The 20,097-nt window shown below is 62.0% G+C and carries 17 protein-coding genes; 15 read left to right on the top strand and 2 right to left on the bottom strand.

Going from position 1 to position 20,097, the window contains the following annotated elements:
• Window positions 1–131: 131 nt before the first annotated feature.
• Genes P0D68_RS14385 through P0D68_RS14345 form a run of 9 tightly spaced genes read left to right on the top strand, consistent with a single transcriptional unit; the run spans window position 132 to window position 13,027 of the window.
• Complete coding sequence (locus P0D68_RS14385; RefSeq protein ID WP_408296772.1) at window positions 132–2,081, top strand: extracellular solute-binding protein; 1,950 nt, start codon at window positions 132–134, stop codon at window positions 2,079–2,081.
• A gap of 8 nt (window positions 2,082–2,089) precedes the next feature.
• A complete protein-coding gene (locus P0D68_RS14380) occupies window positions 2,090–3,142 on the top strand; it encodes a microcin C ABC transporter permease YejB (RefSeq protein WP_091795321.1) in 1,053 nt (350 codons plus the stop codon).
• Window positions 3,096–4,211 (top strand): ABC transporter permease, encoded by a 1,116-nt coding sequence (locus P0D68_RS14375; RefSeq protein ID WP_408296775.1) that lies wholly within the window; start codon window positions 3,096–3,098, stop codon window positions 4,209–4,211. The genes P0D68_RS14380 and P0D68_RS14375 overlap by 47 nt, the downstream gene beginning before the upstream one ends.
• Window positions 4,208–5,875, top strand: a complete 1,668-nt coding sequence (locus P0D68_RS14370; RefSeq protein ID WP_408296778.1) for an ABC transporter ATP-binding protein — start codon at window positions 4,208–4,210, stop codon at window positions 5,873–5,875. Before P0D68_RS14375 ends, P0D68_RS14370 begins: the two co-directional genes overlap by 4 nt.
• Entirely contained in the window at window positions 5,868–7,304 is a 1,437-nt protein-coding gene (locus P0D68_RS14365; RefSeq protein ID WP_408296781.1) for a TldD/PmbA family protein, read from the top strand. Before P0D68_RS14370 ends, P0D68_RS14365 begins: the two co-directional genes overlap by 8 nt.
• Window positions 7,304–8,665, top strand: coding sequence for a TldD/PmbA family protein (locus P0D68_RS14360; protein ID WP_408297008.1), 1,362 nt, complete (start codon window positions 7,304–7,306; stop codon window positions 8,663–8,665). Before P0D68_RS14365 ends, P0D68_RS14360 begins: the two co-directional genes overlap by 1 nt.
• Before the next feature lie 7 nt (window positions 8,666–8,672).
• Window positions 8,673–9,254: a GNAT family N-acetyltransferase gene (locus P0D68_RS14355; RefSeq protein ID WP_408296784.1), complete on the top strand. Its 582-nt coding sequence runs from the start codon at window positions 8,673–8,675 to the stop codon at window positions 9,252–9,254.
• 4 nt (window positions 9,255–9,258) lie between these two features.
• Window positions 9,259–9,807, top strand: coding sequence for a GNAT family N-acetyltransferase (locus P0D68_RS14350; protein ID WP_408296787.1), 549 nt, complete (start codon window positions 9,259–9,261; stop codon window positions 9,805–9,807).
• A gap of 13 nt (window positions 9,808–9,820) precedes the next feature.
• Complete coding sequence (locus tag P0D68_RS14345) at window positions 9,821–13,027, top strand: multidrug efflux RND transporter permease subunit (RefSeq protein WP_408296790.1); 3,207 nt, start codon at window positions 9,821–9,823, stop codon at window positions 13,025–13,027.
• An 81-nt stretch (window positions 13,028–13,108) separates the two neighbouring features.
• Here the strand turns inward: P0D68_RS14345 and P0D68_RS14340 are convergent, their stop codons facing one another.
• Complete coding sequence (locus tag P0D68_RS14340) at window positions 13,109–13,462, bottom strand: DUF4148 domain-containing protein (RefSeq protein ID WP_408296793.1); 354 nt, start codon at window positions 13,460–13,462, stop codon at window positions 13,109–13,111.
• Window positions 13,463–13,827: 365 nt separating this feature from the next.
• Between P0D68_RS14340 and P0D68_RS14335 the strand changes: the two genes are divergently transcribed.
• The 5 genes from P0D68_RS14335 (at window position 13,828) to P0D68_RS14315 (ending at window position 18,262) form a co-directional block, all read left to right on the top strand.
• Entirely contained in the window at window positions 13,828–14,505 is a 678-nt protein-coding gene (locus P0D68_RS14335; RefSeq protein ID WP_091800641.1) for a response regulator transcription factor, read from the top strand.
• Between the two features lie 10 nt (window positions 14,506–14,515).
• Window positions 14,516–15,913, top strand: coding sequence for a HAMP domain-containing sensor histidine kinase (locus tag P0D68_RS14330; RefSeq protein ID WP_408296796.1), 1,398 nt, complete (start codon window positions 14,516–14,518; stop codon window positions 15,911–15,913).
• A gap of 36 nt (window positions 15,914–15,949) precedes the next feature.
• The gene (locus P0D68_RS14325; protein WP_091795291.1) at window positions 15,950–16,657 is read left to right on the top strand and encodes a response regulator transcription factor; all 708 of its coding nucleotides are present in this window, start codon (window positions 15,950–15,952) and stop codon (window positions 16,655–16,657) included.
• 222 nt (window positions 16,658–16,879) lie between these two features.
• A complete protein-coding gene (locus P0D68_RS14320) occupies window positions 16,880–17,995 on the top strand; it encodes a porin (RefSeq protein ID WP_091795288.1) in 1,116 nt (371 codons plus the stop codon).
• Between the two features lie 72 nt (window positions 17,996–18,067).
• The gene (locus P0D68_RS14315) at window positions 18,068–18,262 is read left to right on the top strand and encodes a hypothetical protein (protein ID WP_408296801.1); all 195 of its coding nucleotides are present in this window, start codon (window positions 18,068–18,070) and stop codon (window positions 18,260–18,262) included.
• Here P0D68_RS14315 and P0D68_RS14310 read toward each other — a convergent pair.
• A complete protein-coding gene (locus P0D68_RS14310; RefSeq protein WP_408186130.1) occupies window positions 18,250–18,525 on the bottom strand; it encodes a DUF4148 domain-containing protein in 276 nt (91 codons plus the stop codon). The genes P0D68_RS14315 and P0D68_RS14310 overlap by 13 nt on opposite strands.
• A 325-nt stretch (window positions 18,526–18,850) precedes the next feature.
• On the opposite strand from P0D68_RS14310, the gene P0D68_RS14305 reads away from it, so the two are divergent.
• Window positions 18,851–20,029 carry a porin gene (locus tag P0D68_RS14305; protein ID WP_408186129.1) on the top strand — a complete coding sequence of 393 codons (1,179 nt, stop codon included), beginning with the start codon at window positions 18,851–18,853 and terminating at the stop codon, window positions 20,027–20,029.
• Window positions 20,030–20,097 lie beyond the last annotated feature (68 nt).

The raw sequence follows: 20,097 nt of genomic DNA, 5'->3' as shown, positions 1-20,097 counted from the left end.
CAGTGGGCGGTAAGCAGCAGCGTAGCGCTAGCGGGGAGCTATGGGAGCGACGGCGTCGGGCCGTCACTCGCGCCGATTCGACTTACCGCGCGCCGGCGTCAAGCCGGCGCGCGTCCTTACGCATTCCGAAGATGAGACTTGTGAAGTTTCGCCGGCCGCGCGCCGTGCCCACGGCAGCATCCGCGTCCGTGCCGCGGCTTCGCACCGCCGCGCGGATCGCGTTGTGCGCCGGTGCGTGTCTGGCATTGAGCGCAATCTGCGCGCAGGCGCGGCCCTCGATTGCGCAATACGACGAGCCCAAATATCCCGCCGGCTTTACGCACTTCGACTATGCGGATCCCACGGCACCGAGCGACGGCAAGCTCAGCTTCCAGAACTTCGACGAACTGCAGAGCTACGATTCGCTGAATCCGTTTCTCGTGCGCGGCGCGCCCGCGCCGGACATTCTGCATCTGATGTTCGATACGCTGATGCAGCGCAGCTGGGACGAACTCGCCTCCGAATACCCGCTCATTGCCGACGACGTAGAAGTCGCGCCGGACCTCGGCTCGGCCACGTTCCACATTAATCCCGCCGCGCGTTTTTCGAACGGCGATCCGATTACCGCGGCCGACGTCAAATACTCGTTCGATATGCTGACGAGTTCCAAGGCGTCGCCCTTGTTCAACGCGCAGTTCTCGGTGATCAAGCGCGCCGTGATTGTCGACCCGGCGACCGTGCGCTTCGAATTCAGGCATGCCGAGCGCGACGCGCCGCTGATCGCCGGCGACTTGCCGATCTTCTCGCCGAAGTGGGGCGCGCGTGCGGACGGCACACGTTTGCCTTTCGATCAGATCGCGAACGAGGCGCCGATCGCGAGCGGTCCGTATCTGATCGAGTCGCGCAAGAACGACAAGCAGATCACCTATCGGCGCAACCCCGACTACTGGGCCGCGAATCTGCCGTCGCGGCGCGGCATGTATCGCTTCGCAAGTATCACGTTCAATCTGTACCGTGACCACTACACGCAACTCGAAGCCTTCAAGGCGGGCGACGCGGACGTTATCGTCGAATACAGCGCGACGCAGTGGGCCCGCAAATACGTCGGCAAGAACTTCGACAATGGCCTGTTGAAGAAGGGCGAATTCGCCGATGGTCCCGCGCAGATGCAGGGACTGCTCATGAATCTACGCAAGCCGATGTTTCAGGATCAGCGCGTGCGCCACGCGCTGACGATGGCATTCGACTACGACTGGATGAACCGGATGATGTTCTATGGGCAATACCGGCGCACCAGCAGCTATTTCGCGGCAAGTCCGTTCGGCGCGACCGGCATGCCCGGTCCGAAGGAACTGGCGTTGCTCGAACCATTGAGAGCCAGCGTGCCGCCGGAAGTGTTCGGTCCGATGCTCAAGCAGCCCGACACGATCGCGCCGAACTCCTTGCGCGGCAATTTGCGCGTGGCGCGTGATCTGCTGGCGCAAGCCGGCTGGCACTATCGCGACGGTGCATTGCGCGACGCCAACGGCACGCCGATGACGATCGAAATCATGGACGATCAGCCCGGCATGGATCGTCTTATCCTGCCGTATATGCAGGCGCTCGGCATGCTCGGCATTCAGGCGCATATGCGCGAAATCGATAGCGCGTTGTACCAGAAGCGGCTGGACAATTTCGAGTACGACATGACCACCTTCATCTATCCGCCGGTCACGATTCCGGGCGCTGAACTGACGCGCCGTTTCGGTAGCGCGGCCGCGTCCGAGGTCGGCTCGGAAAACTATCCGGGGATTCGTTCGAAAGCGGTCGACTCGCTGATTCACTCGGCGCTTTCCGCGACCAATCTCGACGACCTGCAAGCGGCGACCCGTGCGCTGGATCGCGTACTGATCTATTCGTTCTACCTCGTGCCGGAGTACTACGCGCCAGGCGCGCGTATCGGCTACAAGACCACGATCGGCTTTCCGAAGATCGTTCCCAAAACGTACCAATACGAAGACTGGGTGATCGACTACTGGTACGCGAAAAAACCAGGCGCACGCGTCACTCAAACCACCCAGGCTGCGCAGTCCGCCGGGTCATCCACGGCTGCGGCCCACTGAGGAACAGCATGCTTGCCTACATTCTCAGACGATTGCTGTTGATGGTGCCGACCCTGCTCGGCGTGGTCACGCTGACTTTTGTCGTCACGCAGTTCGTGCCGGGTGGGCCGGTCGAACAGGTGATGACGCAACTCCGCCACGGCGCTGGCCGTGGCGGAGAGGCGGGGGCGGGTGGCGGCGGTTATCACGGCAGCCAGGGTGTCGATCCGCAGCAGATCGAGCAGATCAAGAAGCAGTTCGGCTTCGACAAGCCACCGCTCGAACGCTATCTGTTGATGCTCAAGCGCTACGCGACGTTCGATCTCGGCCAGTCCTACTATCAACATGACAGCGTGTGGGACGTCATCAAATCGAAGTTGCCCGTTTCGATCACGCTCGGCTTATGGACGGTGCTGCTGACGTATCTGATATCCGTGCCATTGGGGATCGCGAAGGCGGTGCGCAACGGCTCGCGCTTCGATACCGTCACGAGCGTGCTGGTGCTCGCCGGTTATGCGATTCCTGGTTTCGTGCTCGGCGTGTTGCTGCTCATGCTCTTCGGTGGCGGCACGTTCTGGCAGGTGTTTCCGATGCGTGGCCTCACGTCGGATAACTTCAACGATCTCAGTGCATTTGGCAAAGTACTCGACTATTTGTGGCACATCGTGCTGCCGGTCACGGCCTCGGTGGTGGGCAACTTCGCGATCGTCACGATTCTGACCAAGAACACCTTTCTGGAGGAAATCGGCCGTCAGTATGTATTGACGGCACGCGCCAAGGGTGCGCCGGAGCGCGACGTGCTGTGGAAACACGTGCTGCGCAACGCCGCAATTCCGTTGCTCACCGGTTTGCCGGCGGCATTCGTAGGCGCGTTTCTCAACGGCAACCTGCTGATCGAAACGCTGTTCTCGCTCGACGGCATGGGCCAACTGTCGTACGACTCGGTGATTCGCCGTGATTATCCGGTTGTGCTTGGCTCGCTCTTTCTGTTCACGCTGATTGCCCTCGTAACCAAACTTATTGCTGACGTCTGCTATGTCCTCGTCGACCCCCGCATCCAATTCAACCGCCTGGACCGCTGACGCGGCCGGCGCGGCGCACGCGGCGTCGCCGTCTCCGTGGCGGCGTACGTGGCTGCGCTTCAGGCAGCAGCGTCTGGGCTACTGGAGCCTCGTGATCTTCGTGTCGTTGTTCGTCATCAGCCTGCTCGGCGAGGTGTTGTCCAACGACCGTCCGTTGATCGTGCGTTACGACGGGCACTATTACTTTCCCATCGTGAAGGACTATCCGGAGACGTTGTTCGGCGGCGACTTTCCGGCGCGTGCCAACTATCTCGATCCGTATATCCGATCGCGGCTCGAATCGAGCGGCAACTTCGCGGTCTATCCGCCGAATCATTTCCACTACGACACGATCGACTATTTCGCCGCGCATCCGTATCCGGCGCCGCCCACCGCGAGCAACTGGCTCGGCACGGATCAGTTCGGGCGTGACGTGCTGGCGCGGCTGCTCTACGGCTTCCGTCTGTCGGTGCTGATGGCGCTGGCGCTCACGGTGTCCGGTGTCGTCGTTGGCGTGTTGACTGGCGCGATTCAGGGCTTTTACGGCGGACGCACCGATCTGATCGGCCAGCGCCTGATCGAAATCTGGAGTTCGATGCCGGACCTGTACCTGCTGATCATTTTCGCGTCGATCTTCGAGCCCACGTTGTGGCTGCTCTTCATTCTGTTGTCGATGTTCGGCTGGCTCGTTCTATCGGACTACGTGCGCGCGGAATTCCTGCGCAATCGTTCGCTCGATTACGTGAAAGCGGCGCGCACCATGGGCCTGAGCAACTGGCAGATCATGTGGCGCCATGTATTGCCGAACAGCCTGACGCCGGTGATCACCTTTCTGCCGTTTCGCATGAGCGCGGCGATTCTCTCGCTGACCAGCCTCGACTTTCTCGGTCTCGGCGTGCCGCCGCCAACGCCAAGCCTCGGTGAACTGCTGCAGGAAGGCAAGAACAACCTCGACGCGTGGTGGATCTCCATGTCGGCATTTGCCGCGCTGGTGATCACGCTGCTGTTGCTGACTTTCATGGGCGACGCATTGCGCAATGCGCTGGATACGCGCTCGCGCGGCTCGGCTTTCGGCGGAGGTCCGCGATGACCAACACTCAAGCGCCGACCAACCGGCCATTGCTGGAAATCGACCGTTTCTCCGTGCGTTTCGGCGACAAGGTCGCGGTGCATGAACTCAGCCTGTCCATTGCACGCGGAGAGCGCGTGGCCTTGGTGGGCGAATCGGGTTCGGGCAAGAGCGTGACCGCGTTGTCCATTTTGCGGCTCGTCGAGCACGCGGAGTTGAGTGGCCGCATGCTGCTCGATGGTGAAGATCTGCTGCAGAAAACCGAGCAGCAGATGCGCGGCTTGCGCGGCGCGGACGTCGCGATGGTGTTTCAGGAGCCGATGACCGCGCTCAATCCGCTCTTTACAATCGGCAAACAGATTGCCGAGAGTTTGCGCCTGCACGAAGGCCTGCGGCCGAATGCGGCGCGTGAGCGCGGCATCGAGTTGCTCAGGCGCACCGGTATTCCCGAACCGGAACGGCGCATCGACAGCTTTCCGCACCAACTGTCCGGCGGCCAGCGGCAGCGCGCGATGATCGCGATGGCGCTCGCGTGCCGCCCGCGTTTGCTGCTCGCCGACGAGCCCACTACCGCGCTCGACGTCACCGTTCGCCAGCAGATCGTCGATCTGTTGATTTCGTTGCAGGAACAGGAAGCGGCGGAGCGCGGCATGGCCGTGCTGCTAATCACGCACGACCTGAATCTGGTGAAGCGTTTCGCGCAACGCGTCGCGGTGATGGAAAAGGGCGTACTGGTGGAGACCAATACGACCGAGGCGCTGTTCGCGAGTCCGCAGCATCCGTACACGCGGCGCCTGCTCGACAGCGAGCCGCAGCGTGCGGTGGCGCCGGTCGAGCAGGGCGCGCGCCGGTTGCTGGAAGTGCAGGGGCTGGCCGTGGACTATCGCACGGCGGCGAAAGGCTGGCGTTCCCTGTTCGGACGCTCGACATTCCGCGCGGTGCAGGATGTCGATCTGAGCGTGCGGCGCGGCGAAACGCTCGGCATTGTCGGTGAATCGGGTTCGGGTAAATCCACCTTGGCCGCAACCGTGCTCGGCCTGCAACAGCCGGCTGCCGGCCATATCCATATCGACGGCATGCCGCTATCCACGCTCAAAACCGCAAGCTCGCGCCGTGCGTTGTATTCGCGCATGCAAGTCGTGTTTCAGGACCCGTTCGGCTCGCTGTCGCCACGCATGACAGTCGAGCAGATCATCGGCGAGGGCCTCGCCGTGCATCGGCCGGAAGTGGACGCGAAGGCGCGGCGCGCACGCGTCGGCAGCCTGCTGGAAGAAGTCGGCATGCCCGCCGATGCGATGCTGCGCTACCCGCACGAGTTCTCCGGCGGCCAGCGGCAACGCATTGCGATTGCGCGAGCGCTGGCGGTCGAACCGGAATTGCTGGTGCTCGACGAGCCGACTAGCGCGCTTGACGTTTCGATTCAGAAGCAGGTGCTGAATCTGCTGACAAATCTGCAGAAAAAGTACAAGCTAAGCTACTTGTTCATTACGCACGATCTGGCGGTGATGCGAGCCATGGCGCATCGCGTGATCGTGATGAAGTCGGGACGCATCGTCGAAGCCGGCGACACGCTCGACGTGTTGCACGCACCGTCGCATCCTTATACGCAGTCGCTGCTGGCGTCGTCGCTCAATGTGCCGGAGCCGCGCGCCGCACAGACGCACACGGGAAAACTCCATGATTGACGAACGTTGGGCGCAGGCCGCCCGTACGCTGAAAAGCCACGCGGCCTTCTGGTCGCTGCGCATTGTCGACGAACAGATCGACGATCACGAGATTCGCAACGACATCGCGCAGCCGCTGCGCACGGTGCGGGATCGCGGGGCGATGCTGATTGCCTGGGTGGGCGCAGGCGCGGGTTATGCCGCGACCGCGAACCTGTCGGCGGCGGGTTTGCAGGCGGCGCTCGATATGGCGACCGCTCGCGCGGAGGCGAGCGCGGCCTTGTCCTTGATCGACCATCGCGAAGTCGCGCGTCCGGTGGCGAGTGGCGAGTATGTGTCGCCGAATGCGCAGCATGCGTTGCCGAGCCGCGCCGAGTGGCTCGACCGTTTGGGCGCTGAATGCGCCGCGGCCAATCTCGACGGAAGAATCGTGGAGCGCGTGGCAGCGGTACAGATCATCCACACGGATCAGCTCTACATGACCGGCGACGGCGTTCGCATCGACCAGCAGTTCCGCTTCGTGATGCCGCAATTGAGCGTCGCCGCGCACGCAAACGGCGACACGCAGGTGCGCACGCTCGGCGGCAACTATGGCACGCTCGGGCAGGGCGGCATGGAAGTGCTGGCGCGCTTTAACTTCGAAGGCTCGGGCGCACGTGTCGCCAACGAGGCGTTGCAACTGCTGGCCGCGCCGAATTGCCCGGCGGGCAAGCGCGACCTGTTGCTGATGCCTGACCAGATGATGCTGCAGATTCATGAGTCGATCGGCCATCCGCTCGAACTCGACCGCATTCTCGGCGACGAGCGCAATTTCGCGGGTTGGAGTTTCGTGAAGCAGGACATGTTCGGTTCGTACCGCTACGGTTCCGAGTTGCTGAACGTCACCTTCGACCCGGAACTGCGTGAAGAAGCGGCAGCCTACGCATTCGACGACGACGGCACCGAAGCACGCAAACAGTACCTGATTCGCAACGGCGTGCTGGAGCGTCCGCTCGGCGGCGCGTTGTCGCAGCAGCGCGCACGTATGCCGGGCGTGGCGAACTCGCGCGCGTCGAACTGGAACCGGCCGCCGATCGACCGCATGGCGAATCTGAATATCGAGCCCGGCGAGAGTTCGCTGGAAGAGATGATCGGCAACATCGAACACGGCATTCTGATGCGCACCAACACGTCATGGTCGATCGACGATCATCGCAACAAATTCCAGTTCGGCTGCGAGTTCGGCCAACTGATCGAAAACGGCAAACTCACGCAGGTCGTGAAACAGCCGAATTATCGCGGTATATCCGCGAATTTCTGGCGCAGCCTGAGTGCGGTGGGCAACGCGGCGACGCGTGAAGTGTATGGCACGCCTATGTGCGGCAAGGGCGAACCGGCGCAGATCATTCGCGTGGGCCATGCGTCGCCGGCCTGCGTATTCAGCAATATCGACGTTTTCGGAGGCGCATGATGAGCCAGTTCATCTCCTCGCGCGCCGCTACGTCGGTGGATTGGCAGCGGCATTTCACCGCGCTTGCCGATGCGATCGAGCGCCTGCAACAAGGTGGCGAAACCACGTTCAGTTCGTTTGCGGGTGAGCAGTCCGACTTTATTCGATTCAATTCGGGCAAGGTACGGCAAACCGGCAGCGTGTCGCAAGGCAAGCTGACCTTGCGCCTGATCGACGGCGCGCGTCAGGCTTATTCCACGCTGACCGTATGCGGCGATCTGCAACAGGATCTCGACGAAGTGAGCGCGGCGCTCGCCACCTTGCGAGCAGGGCTGCGCGACGCGGCGGACGATCCGCATCTGCTGTTCGACACGTCGAAATGGGAGCGCACCACTCAGCGTTCCGGCAAGCTGCCGGACCCTGACGGTTTGGCGCGGGTCGTCGCCGAATCCGCGCAAGGGCTCGATTTCGTGGGCTTTTACGCGGGCGGCACGATCGTGCGCGGCTTCGCGTCCACGAGCGGCAGTCGCGGCTGGTATGAGGTGGACAACTTCAATTTCAGCTGGTCGTTGTACGACCCGAGCGGCCGCGCGATCAAAACGACCTACGCCGGCGACGACTGGAGCGACGCCGTGTTCTCGCGCAAAGTCGAGCAGGCCGCGAGCCGCCTTGCCGTGCTCGCTCGCACGCCGCGCGCGTTGGCGCCGGGACGCTACCGTTCCTATCTGGCGCCCGCCGCGTTGTCCGAACTGCTCGGTGTTGCCGCATGGAGCGGCTTTTCCGCACGCGCCCAGGCCAGTTCACGCAGCGAGTTGTACAAGCTGCATGTGGGAGAAGTCGTAGTCGACCCGCGAGTGACGATCAGCGAAGATCTGAGTCTCGGTATCACGCCCGGCTTCAACGACGACGGCTATCTGCGCGACAGCGTCCCGTTGATTCAGGCGGGCCGCAGTGCCGAACGGCTGACCAACGCACGCAGCGCGCGCGAATACGGTTTGACGCCCAATGGGGCGCTCGCCGGCGAGTCACCGGCCGCACTCTCTATGCAAGCGGGCGATCTGCTCGAAGAAGACGTGCTGGCGAAACTCGGTACCGGGCTCTATATCGGCAACCTCTGGTATGTGAACTTCTCGGACCGCATGAATTGCCGCCTCACCGGCATGACGCGCTTTGCGACCTTCTGGGTCGAGAACGGCGAAATCGTCGCGCCACTCGAGGCCATGCGTTTCGACGACAGCCTGTACCGTTTGCTCGGCAGCGAACTCGAACAACTCGGCGCGCAGGCCGAACTGCTATTGAGCGACTCGACATGGGGCGAGCGCGCCACGGGTGGCATGCAATTGCCCGGCATCCTGGTGAAGTCATTCGAATTGACGTTATGAGCCGCCTATGGATCAACAAGAAATAACAAAATCGAAACCTGAGAGCTTGCCCGAGGGGCTGACGCTGCGTGCCTTGCGCGTGGCCGACACGGAGCAATTTCACGCCATGCAGCAGTTGCCGGGCGTGATGAACGGCAATCCGCATATGCCATATCGGACAGTGGCCAGTACGCGCGAGTACCTCGAAAAACTCGCGGCCCCGGAAATCGCGATCGCGGCAGTAATCGGCGACACGCTGGTCGGTGAAGCGGAACTCACACCTTTAAAGGGGCGCCGCGCGCATGCCGCTTCGCTCGGCATCGGTGTGCACGACGCATGGCAACGGCGCGGCATCGGTCAAGTACTGATGGCCGAACTGATCGACCTGGCTGACAACTGGCTCGGTCTGCGCCGCCTCGAACTGCACGTCTTCACCGATAACCACCCGGCGCTCGCGCTGTATCGCAAGTTCGGCTTCGAAATCGAAGCACATCAGCGCGGTGCGGTATTGCGTCGCGGCGCGTTGATCGATTGCTATTTCATGGCACGGTTGCGTGAGCCGGCGCCGTGGATGTCGCCGGCACCGGCCGCCCATTTCGCAGCGGAATAAGACCATGAAAGAAGAAAGGTTGCCGGACGGCGGAGCGCATGACAAATGTATTATGGTGCGCGCGCTCGAATCGTCCGACATGGATGCGTTCGCGGAGATCATGAGCTTGCCTCGTGTGCGGCGTGGCACCCTGTCAGTCGGCTATCGCAGTCCTGAACAACTCGCGGCGTGGTACGAGCGGCGCCTCAAAAGCGGCGTGAACGTGTGCGCTGTTCTCGACGGCTGCGTGGTTGGCCATGCCGGGCTGGAGATTCACCGGCCGAGCCGCGCGCACTGCGCCCATATGGGGCTCGCCGTGCACGACGCGTATCATCGGCGCGGTGTCGGCTCGTCGCTTCTGCAAGCCTTGATCGACTGCGCGGATGGCTCGCTCGGTTTGCGCCGTATCGACCTCACGGTATTTTCCGATAACGCGCCAGCCATTGCGCTGTACCGCAAATTCGGCTTTGTCGAGGAGGGCTTCTCGCGCGCTTTTGCGATACGCGACGGCGTACTCGCGGACGTGCTGCACATGGCCCGCCTTGTCGACGCACCGAGCCTCCAGACCATCTGAACGGGTTCATTGAGTGCCATTCTTCTTCATCGACCGCCCGGTATTCGCATGGATCGTCGCGCTCGCCATTGTCGTGGCGGGCGCGCTGGCTATTCCGCAACTGCCGGTGGCGCAGTATCCGCGTCTTGCGCCACCGCGCATCGTGATTTCCGCCACCTATCCGGGCGCTTCGGCTGAGGTCGTGGACGCGAACGTCGGCAGCATTATCGAGGAGAGTCTCGATGGCGCCGACAATATGCTGTATTACGAAACGACCAGTGACAACCTGGGCGAGCTCGAAATCGATGCGACTTTCGCGCCCGGCACGAATCCCGATCTCGCGCTGGTCGACATTCAGAACCGGCTCAAGCAGGTCGAACCGCGCTTGCCGCAACAGGTCGTGCAGCAGGGCATTACCGTGTTCAAGGCGGCCAACACGTTCCTGATGCTGGTGGCGCTCACCTCGACCGACGGCACGCGCGACTCCGTGCAATTGAGCGACTATCTGAGCCGCTACGTGTTGCGCGAACTGAAGCGCGCGCCCGGAGTGGGCTCGGCTCAACTGTGGGATGCCGACGAAGCGCTGCGTATCTGGCTCGATCCAATGAAGCTGCGTGAATACGGGCTCGGCGCCGCCGAAGTGAACGCCGCCATTGCCGCGCAAAATGCGACCGTCACGGCCGGTACGCTCGGCGACGCGCCGTTCGTGCCGGGCCAGCAACTCACAGCCTCGGTGAACGTGAAGGGGCAATTGATCTCGCCCGCGGAATTCGGCCAGATCGTGCTGAAGGCGCGGCCGGACGGTTCGGCCGTGCGCCTGCGCGACGTGGCGCGGGTGGAAGTCGGGCGCGACAATTACTCGTTCTATTCGCGCCTGAACGGAAAGGCCGCGGCGACGGTCGGGATTCAGCTCGGGCCGCGCGGCAACGCACTCGAAACGTCGAACGCGATTCGCGCGCGGCTTGCCGAGTTATCGAAGGGATTGCCTTCGGGCGTCTCCATCGAAATCCCGTTCGACAACGCGCATTTCGTGCAGATCGCGATTCATGAGGTGTTGGTCACGCTCGCGGAAGCGGTGGTGCTGGTGTTCTTCGTGATGTGGCTGTTCCTGCGCGATCTACGCTATACGCTGGTGCCCACCGTGGTGATTCCGGTCACGCTAATGGGCGCGTTTCTCGCCATGTACGCCTGCGGTCTGTCGATCAACGTGTTCACCCTGTTCGGCCTCGTGCTCGCCATCGGGATTCTCGTCGACGACGCGATCGTGGTGGTGGAGAGCGTACATCGCGTGATGGAAGAAGAGGGCTTGCCGCCAAGGGAAGCCACGCGCAAGGCCATGTCGCAGATCGGCGGCGCGATCATAGGCGTGACGGCGGTATTGACAGCGGTGTTCGTGCCGATGGCGTTTTTTCCCGGCGGCGTCGGCGGCATTTACCGGCAGTTTGCGGTGGCGATGATCGCGTCGATGCTGGTGTCGTCGTTCATGGCCTTGTCGTTGACGCCCGCACTCTGCGCGAACCTGCTGAAGGCGCATACGCAATCGGTGCGTCAACGCGATGCGCGTCGCGGTGTGCTGGGTTTCGCGGCGCGCGCGGCGAGCCGCTTTACGGCCGGCTTCGATCGCGCCGCGCATGGTTATCGCGGGCTGACCGCGCGCACGCTGCGCCGCATCGGCCCGATGCTCGCGGTCTACGCGGTGCTGGTGGGTGTGTGCGGCTTGCTCTACTGGCAAATGCCAGGCGGTTTTTTGCCGAGCGAGGACGAAGGCCAGTTGCAGGTGATGGTGCAGTTGCCCGCGGGCGCCACGCAGGCTCGCACGCTGGCCGTGGTCGAGCGCGTGGAAAATATTCTGCACGCCGAGCCCGCCATCGCCAACGTGACGAGTGTGATCGGCTGGAGCTTTTCGGGCAGCGGTCAGAACGTTGCGATGGGCTTTGTCGAACTGAAGGACTGGGGCAAGCGCAATGTCGACGCGCTAGCCTTGCGCGACCGGCTCAACGCAAAGTTCGACCAGATTCTGGATGGCAATGTCGAGGCGCAGTTGCCGCCGTCGGTGCCGGGCGTCGGGCATTCGGACGGTTTCGTGTTTCGACTGGAAGATCGCGGCGGGGTGGGGCTCAACGCGCTGAAGGCCGCGCGCGAGCAACTGTTCACGCAGACCAAGGCGAGTCCGGTGCTGGCCTCGGTGCACTTTCAGGATCTGCCTGACGCGCCGCGCGTCGAACTCATCGTCGACCGCGCAAAAGCGTATGCGCTCGGCGTGTCGTTCGATCGCATCGCGGACGTGCTCGGCAGCACCTTTGGCTCGACCTACATCGACGATTTCCCGGCGGGTGGCCGCATGCGCCGCGTGATGATCGCCGCCGACGCCGCCGCGCGCATGACCGAAGACGACCTGCTGGCGCTCGCGGTGCCCAACTCGACGGGCGGCATGGTGCCGCTATCGGCTATCGCGACGCGTCAGTGGACGATCGGCCCCGTAATGCTGACGCGTTACAACGGCTATCCGTCGCTCGACGTGAGCGGTCACGCGGCGACCGGTTACAGCTCCGGCGCAGCCATGGCGGAGATGGAACGGCTCGCCGCCGCGCTGCCGGTCGGCGTCCAGTACGACTGGGTCGATGCGGCACGCGAGGAAACCTCGGCCGCGAAACTCACGCCGCTGTTGGTCGGCCTCTCGTTGTTAGCGGTATTCATGGCGCTCGCCGCGCTCTATGAAAGCTGGACGATCCCGTTGGCCGTGCTGATGGTGGTGCCGCTCGGCGTGATCGGCGCGGTTGCCGCGGTGCTGTTGCGCGGCCTGCCCAACGACGTGTACTTCAAGGTCGGCATGATCACGGTGATCGGCCTCGCGGCGAAGAACGCGATTCTGATCGTGCAGTTCGCCCGCGATCTGTATCAACGCGGCCTGCCGTTGACGCGCGCGGTGACCGAGGCGGCCGGTGCGCGCTTCCGGCCGATCGTGATGACCTCGGCGGCGTTTCTGCTCGGCGTCGTACCGTTGGTGGTGTCGAGCGGCGCGGGCGCGGAAAGCCGCCGCTCAATCGGCACGGGCGTATTCGGCGGGGTGCTGGCTGCCACAGTGTTCGGGCTGGTGTTCGCGCCGGTCGCGTTTCATGCGGTCGCGTCGCTCACGCATGGCCGGCGCCGGCTTGCGGAGCTGCATCGCAAGCGCGAGGCGCGGCGGGCACGCCGTGCTTCGCTCGAACGCGCGCCACTCGACGAATCGCCGACCGCCTGAGGGCGTGCCGCCTGCGCGTTGTCCACCTATGATTGGTCCACCTGCATGGTCCACGTGCATGGCCCACCTGCGGCGCCGCGCTCAACCGGCCGGCTGATGCGCCGCCGGAGCGGGGGCAGCGCCGGCCGGCGCCTGCGTATTGCTCGCCGACACGTGCGGTGCGGCAGGCATGCAGTCCGCACGATACTCGGTTTGCAGCCTGTGTTCAGCTTGTTCCAGGTCGCTCGGGTAGTTGTCGTCATCGTCGCTGGGTTGGTAGCCGACCGCTTCGAGTTCGCCGAGCTCGCGCATCAATTGCTTGTGCGTCACTTCGCCTTTCAATTGTTTGAACGGGTAGTCGTTGCATTGCTGCGGTGTGAGATGCGGCGCCGCCATGGCCGATGCGCTGCCGATCAGAAGAAGGGCGCTGAGCAGGGTTTTCGTTGCGAGTTTCATTTCCGATTTATCCACGAGAAGGTTTCATTTGTCCCGCGAGGAGGAGTTGCGGGCTGACATCAGGCTAGTGGAAGCGGCCTACCGGCAAAGCGTCGGGAAAATGAAACTTGTTTTATCGTCGCGTGGTTTTCCGGACTTTCACGGCCTCGCGGTGAACTTAAATTTTTCTTCATGAAGCGGATATCCATCCGCTAACCCCGCTCGCGTAGCCTGCATGCAGGCATTTGGGCGATGCGCCGGCATCCGTCGACCGCTCTCCCGTGCTCAGAACGCGCAAGCCGAATATGGCATCATGTCCTTCTCCTGATAACCTGTCGCGCCGGCCGCTTGCATCGTTTGAGCTGGCTGCGGCGCATGCAATGATCATGTCGCGAGTATTGACGATCGAAGACGATGAAATTACCGCGAATGAAATTGTCGGTGAACTGAAAAGCCGTGGCTTCACCGTGGACTGGGTGGCCAACGGCCGGGACGGCATGGCCCGCGCGATTAGCGAAGACTACGACGTGATCACGCTCGATCGCATGCTGCCCGGCGTGGATGGTCTGACGATACTGACCACCATGCGCAGCATCGGCATCCAGACGCCGGTGCTGATGTTGAGCGCGCTCGGCGACGTGGACGAGCGGGTGCGCGGGTTGCGCGCCGGCGGCGACGATTATCTGACCAAGCCTTTCGACCCCGAAGAGATGACCGCGCGGCTCGAAGTGTTGCTGCGCCGCAGTCAGACTTCGACTGCTCAACTCGAAACTCAATTGAGAGTCGGGCCGCTCGAACTCGACCTGATTTCGCGCAAGGTGCAGCGCGACGGCGAGGAAATCGCCCTGTTGCCCACCGAATACCGCGTGCTCGAATTCATGATGCGCCATGCGGGGCAGACCATCACGCGCACCATGTTGTTCGAAGCGGTGTGGGGCTATCACTTCGATCCGGGCACCAATCTGATCGACGTGCACATGGGGCGCCTGCGCAAGAAAATCGACCCGCCCGGCGTAACGCCGATGATCCAGACCGTGCGGGGCTCGGGCTATATCCTCGCATGAGCACACTTTGATGGACACTTCCTTCCCGGCTCAGTCCGCGCTCGGGCGGCGCTGGCACTCCACCACCTTTCGCCTGCTTTCCGTCTACGCAGTCATCTTTTCGTTTTCCGTGATGCTGTTGCTGGGCTTCATCGGCTGGGCCGTGACCGGCGACATGGAGCGCGAGACCGATGTGGTGATGGATTGGCAACTGATCTACTTCGATTCGCTGCCTGATTCGGACCTTGCGGATGCGATTCACCGGCGCATCGAACATGAGCGCATGCACACCAATTACTACGGTCTGTTTGCCGCTGACGGCCGTCTGCTGGCCGGCGACGTGCTCGCGTATCCGGCCGCGTTGCCCACTAACCGGAGCGGCAAAACGCTCGATCTGACGCTTGCGCTGGGGCGCAACGATCAGGCGCCGGTGGTGCGCGCCATGGCCGAGCGGCGTAAGGACGGCTCGACGCTCGTGATAGCGCGCGACCTCACGCACATTCTGCGGATTCGAGAGACCATCATCAATGCGCTGGTGGGCGGCGGCGTATTCTGTCTGCTTGCCGGCGTGGCCGGCGGTCTCGCGATGAGCGTGCGGCAGATGCGCCGGCTGAAAGCGATCCGGCGCGTCACGCAGCGCATCGCGCAGGGTGATCTCGCGCAGCGTCTGCCGATCGGCGGACGTGACGAAGTGGATATGCTTGCGCATCTGGTGAATCATATGCTTGCCGAAGTCGAGCGTCTGATGAACGAAGTGAAGGGTGCGTGCGACGGCATCGCGCATGATCTGCGCACGCCGCTCGCGCATGTGCGAACCCTCCTTGCGCACGCGGCGGAGCGCACGGAAACGCTCGACGATGCCGCGCTCGCGAAACTGGTGGATCGCGCGCGCACTGAAACGGACGCGCTGCTCGACCGGTTTCGCGCCATGCTGCGCATCTCCGAGATCGGCACATTGCAGCGGCGCGGCGGGTTTGGCGAGACGCAACTCGAGACGCTGATCACCGAGGTCGGCGAACTTTACGAGCCGCTTGCCGAGAGTCGTTCGATCCGGCTTTCTGTCCATGTCCAGCCGGTGGATTCGATTTTCGGCGACCGCGCGTTGCTCTTTGAAGCATTGAGCAATCTGGTGGACAACGCCATCAAGTTCACGCCCGAGGGCGGCCTCGTGCGTATGGAACTGCGGCAGACGGCAGCCGGGCCGCGGGTGGATATCGTCGACAACGGTCCAGGCATTGCCGCCGGCGAGCGCGATGCGGTGCTGCAGCGTTTCTATCGCGGCGAGAGCACGCGGCATCTGGCCGGCTCCGGACTGGGGCTGAGCATCGTCTCCGCGGTGATGCGGGTGCACGACTTCACCATGAAGATCGGCAATGCGCAACCAGGCACCCGGATATCCATCGAATGCTGGTCGAGCACGTTGGCGTGAGTCCTGTTTCTTCTTCTCGTTCCTGAAGGGTAGTGAATGCGTGTTCTCTTCGTGGGTCCTGCTCATCCAGAAGCTGCGTGGCTTTTCAAGGCGCTTCAGGAGAGCGCGCACAGTTTGCAGCGTGCCGATGATCTGCGCGATGGGGTCTTTCTCGCGACTCAGGAACCCTTCGACACGATCGTTTTGATGGTGCTGGAAGTTGGTTTTTACCCCACCTTGCTGCAGTTCATTGGGGAGTTTGCCGCGGCGCGCAGTGGCGCGGCGATCGTCGCCGTGCTGGGAGCGGCTACCGCCCAGGATCGCACCAAGGTCTTGCGCGCCGGCGCGGATGCCTGTTTCTGTCAACCTTATTCATTCATTGAAATGCATGAGCGGTTGCAGGCTTTGCAGCGTATTGGCGTGGCACGGGTGGCGTTTGGCGGTTCTGGTCCCACTTCGTTTTCTCCGGTTCTGAATGCTGCCGATGAACCTTCTCTCGACGCGGCTACGCGGGAGCTCGTTTTTGGGGGGCGGAGGGTCGCTGTTACTCGTAGGGAGTTTCTGCTGCTCGAGTGCCTGATCAGGCAGGTGAATGCGCCCGTGGCACGGGATCAGCTTATTCGGTATGCCTGGCCGGAGAAGGAGGATGTCGATCCTTCGAGTGTCAATCTTGTCGTTTCCCGGTTGAGGAGAAAACTTTTGGGTGATTTGCCCGAGGTCAGGATTGAGACGGTCAGTCGGTTTGGGTATCAGGTTTCGGTTTGATGCCGGTGACAGGTTGTTCTCTTTTTCACTCATTCCTTCCGTTTTCTCCGATCCGCCATTACGGCCTGAGTCAATGATCTGTTCATGAAAATCCAACGCATTAATTGAAAGTCTGTCTTGCAGGCGTGGTGCTTTCTGATCCCGATATATTCGTGGCGTGGTCGCATACATCGTAGTGTGATCGCTTTTGTCAGGCATCCTCAATTAAATGAAAGGTGATTCATGAATCAGAAGATGAAGCTGGTGCGTCTGGTCGGGGCACTGTTTTGCGTCGGCATCGCATCCTCCGCGCATGCGCAGAGCAGCGTTTCTCTCTACGGAATTCTCGATACGGGTATCGACTTTGCCAGCAACGTCAATGGCAACCGTCTCTACCAAATGGCCAGTGGTGTCAGCGCCGGCAGCCGTTGGGGGCTCAGAGGCAAGGAAGATCTCGGGGGTGGCCTGTCCGCCATTTTCGATCTTGAAAGTGGTTTCAATTCGACCAATGGCAGCCTCGGCAGCGGACTCGCTTTCTCGCGCAATGCCTACGTGGGAATCGCCAGTCAGACGGCCGGCACTATCACCCTCGGGCGGCAGTGGGATCCGATCGTCGACCTGATCGAACCGTTCTCGCTCAACGATAGCTATGGCGGCTGGTATTTCTCCCACCCCAACGACATGGATAACCTCGATAACGGCTTCGCGATCAGCAACGCCGTGAAGTACACGAGTCCCACTATCGGCGGCTTCACCGGCGAAGCGCTCTATTCGTTCGGCGGTCAGGCGGGGCAGTTCTCGAATAATGCGGCTTATAGCGCGGCGGCCTCGTACACGAACGGGCCGTTCTCCATTGGCGCGGGCTATCTGCGCGTGAACGATCCCGAGGAGTCGATCCAGAGTTATCAGAACGGCTCGGGATTTACCAATGCGGTGTACGGCAACTATCTGGCCAATGCGCGCAGTCAGGGCATCTTTGCCGCGGGTGCTTCGTATCAACTCGGCAAGTTCAAGGTAATGGGTAACTTCACCAACGTCGATTTTCAGCAGGGTGACGCGGGCCAGGATGTCAAATTCCAGAACTACGAATTCGCCGGCACTTTCGCGGCGACCAGTCAGCTCAATCTCGCAGCGGGCTATACCTACACGGATGGCAGGAATCACGCGACCGGTCAGGAGCCGAAGTATCAGCAGCTCAATCTGAGCGCGGAATACGAGTTGTCCAAACGCACCGCCGTGTATGCATTGGCCGCCCTGCAAAAGGCGAGCGGCGGCGCAGTGGCGCAAATTGCAGGCTTCGATCCGTCGTCTGACGGCAAGCAGGTGGTCGGCCGGGTTGGCGTGCGGCACTCGTTCTAGGGCTGAAGCTGTTGGCAGAAAGAGCGCGCTAGCCGTAAGGTTAGCGCGCTCTTTTTTCAGGAACCGAAATAGATGTTGCAAAAACTGGGTGGCCCGACGCAGTTGTCGGCAGTGCTAGAAGGTGCCGTCGCGCAACCGGATAACAGCAGTCCGGCGGCAACTGCGGCGGCGGCGAAACGGGCGGATCGTTTAATCGCGGTGCGAAAATTCATCGATATCGTTGGCGAGAAATTTGATCGTGCACTACAGGTATCTCAGTGCGCGTAAATCGTCGAATTCAGATACGCGAGTTGTCCGTCCTTCTCCGCGTGCACCAGTTCCCGGTAGACCTGAGCACGCGTCTTTTCACCGGTGGGCTGGCCATAAGGTGGAACCCACGAGCCGGCGGCGTTGACCGCCGCGGTGCTATTCGCGGCCACTTGCATAGAGGGCGCGGCGGACTGCTGGTTTGCCGCAGTAGTCGATTGAGCGAAGGCTGAAGCCGTTGCGGTGGCACCGATGAAAGCGATGGCGAGTGTCAGGGTTTTCATGTCGTAATCCTCACAAATCAGATTGGGTGAGACCGATGCGCGAACCTGGATGCGCTCACGAATCGGTTGATGAGAAGGATAGACAACCGGGTTTAGCGGATCGGCGGTGTGTGCATGAAAAGATATTTATCCGTTGAAGCGTCTGTTAGCCGATGAATGGGTTGCCCGCAGTACGCATGTCATGAAGATAAAAAACGTTTCATTGAGCGACCGGTTTTGATCACGGGTGTGTCATTGCGGCTATCTACATTGCGGCTACCCGCACGGTGTGCGGGGTCGGTCTGGCGATGCGCGGACCGGCGCCTTCTCTTACCCGGAATCAGACATGAACAAAGCACTGGCAACCACTCTCGTCGCGCTGGCCGGCACCTTCTGCGCGGCAGCGCACGCGCAAAGCAGCGTGACACTCTACGGCACGCTCGATACGGGGCTCGACTACATCAGCAACCAGAAGGCGGGCACCGGCGGAAAAAGCAACTGGATGATGGAAAGCGGCAACGTAAGTACCGATCGTTGGGGGCTGCGCGGTAACGAGGATCTGGGCGGCGGACTGAGCGCAATCTTCGATCTCGAGAACGGTTTCAATATCGACAGTGGCAAGTTCTCCAACGGCGGGGATGAATTCGGCCGGCAGGCGTGGGTCGGTATCGCGAGTACGCAGTGGGGTAGCGTGACAATGGGCCGGCAATACGACTTTCTGGTGGATTTCGTCGCACCGCTGTCCGCGACTGGTTCGGGTTTCGGCGGCAACATTGCAGATCACCCATTCGATAACGATAACCTCAACAACGATCTGCGCATGAACAATTCGGTGAAGTTGCGCAGCGCAACCTATGACGGCGTTACGTTGGGCGGCGCCTACGCGTTCAGTAACGCGGCGGGCGGCTTCAGCGACAACAACGCCTATAGCCTTGGTGCGCAATGGGCGGGCGGCCCGTTCAATCTGGCGGTCGCCTATCTGCAGGCCAACCAGCCGGGCGGTGTCAATCAGCCCAATAATACGGGCGGCGCGCTGAGCAGCAGCGACGGCGATGCGACCTTGACCGGCGCACGTCAACGCATTCTGGGGGCGGCGGGGCGGTACACGTTCGGCGCGGCGACGGTCGGCCTCGTCTTCACGCGCACAATGCTCGACGACCCGCACCAGATCACGCAAGGCGGTGCCTATTCCACGCTCAACGGCGATCTGCTGACTTTCAATAATTACGAACTGAACGCGCGCTATGCAGTCACCCCAGCGTTTATGCTCGGTGGTTCTTATACATTGACCGATGGGCATTTCAGTGACGCCGGCAAGAGTGTCTCTCCGAGATGGAATCAGTTCATGCTGCAGGCGGACTACGCGCTGTCGCGCCGCACCGATCTGTATCTGGAGGGCGTGTATCAACGCGTCTCGGGTGCGGACGGCATCGCAGTGCTATCCAATGCCTCGATTTATTCACTGGCGGCTTCTTCGAATGATCGCCAGGCCGTGGTCGCGGTCGGAATGCGGCACAGGTTCTGAGCGTAGCGAGGGGATCACCACCTCGACAGAAACGCAAGATTCGCCGGTAACGAGCCGGCGACTTCTTC

Source organism: Paraburkholderia sp. RL17-380-BIE-A (assembly GCF_046028085.1).
Lineage (GTDB): Bacteria > Pseudomonadota > Gammaproteobacteria > Burkholderiales > Burkholderiaceae > Paraburkholderia.
Note: the sequence above shows the minus strand (reverse complement) of the source record. Positions and strands in the feature narration are given on the sequence as shown.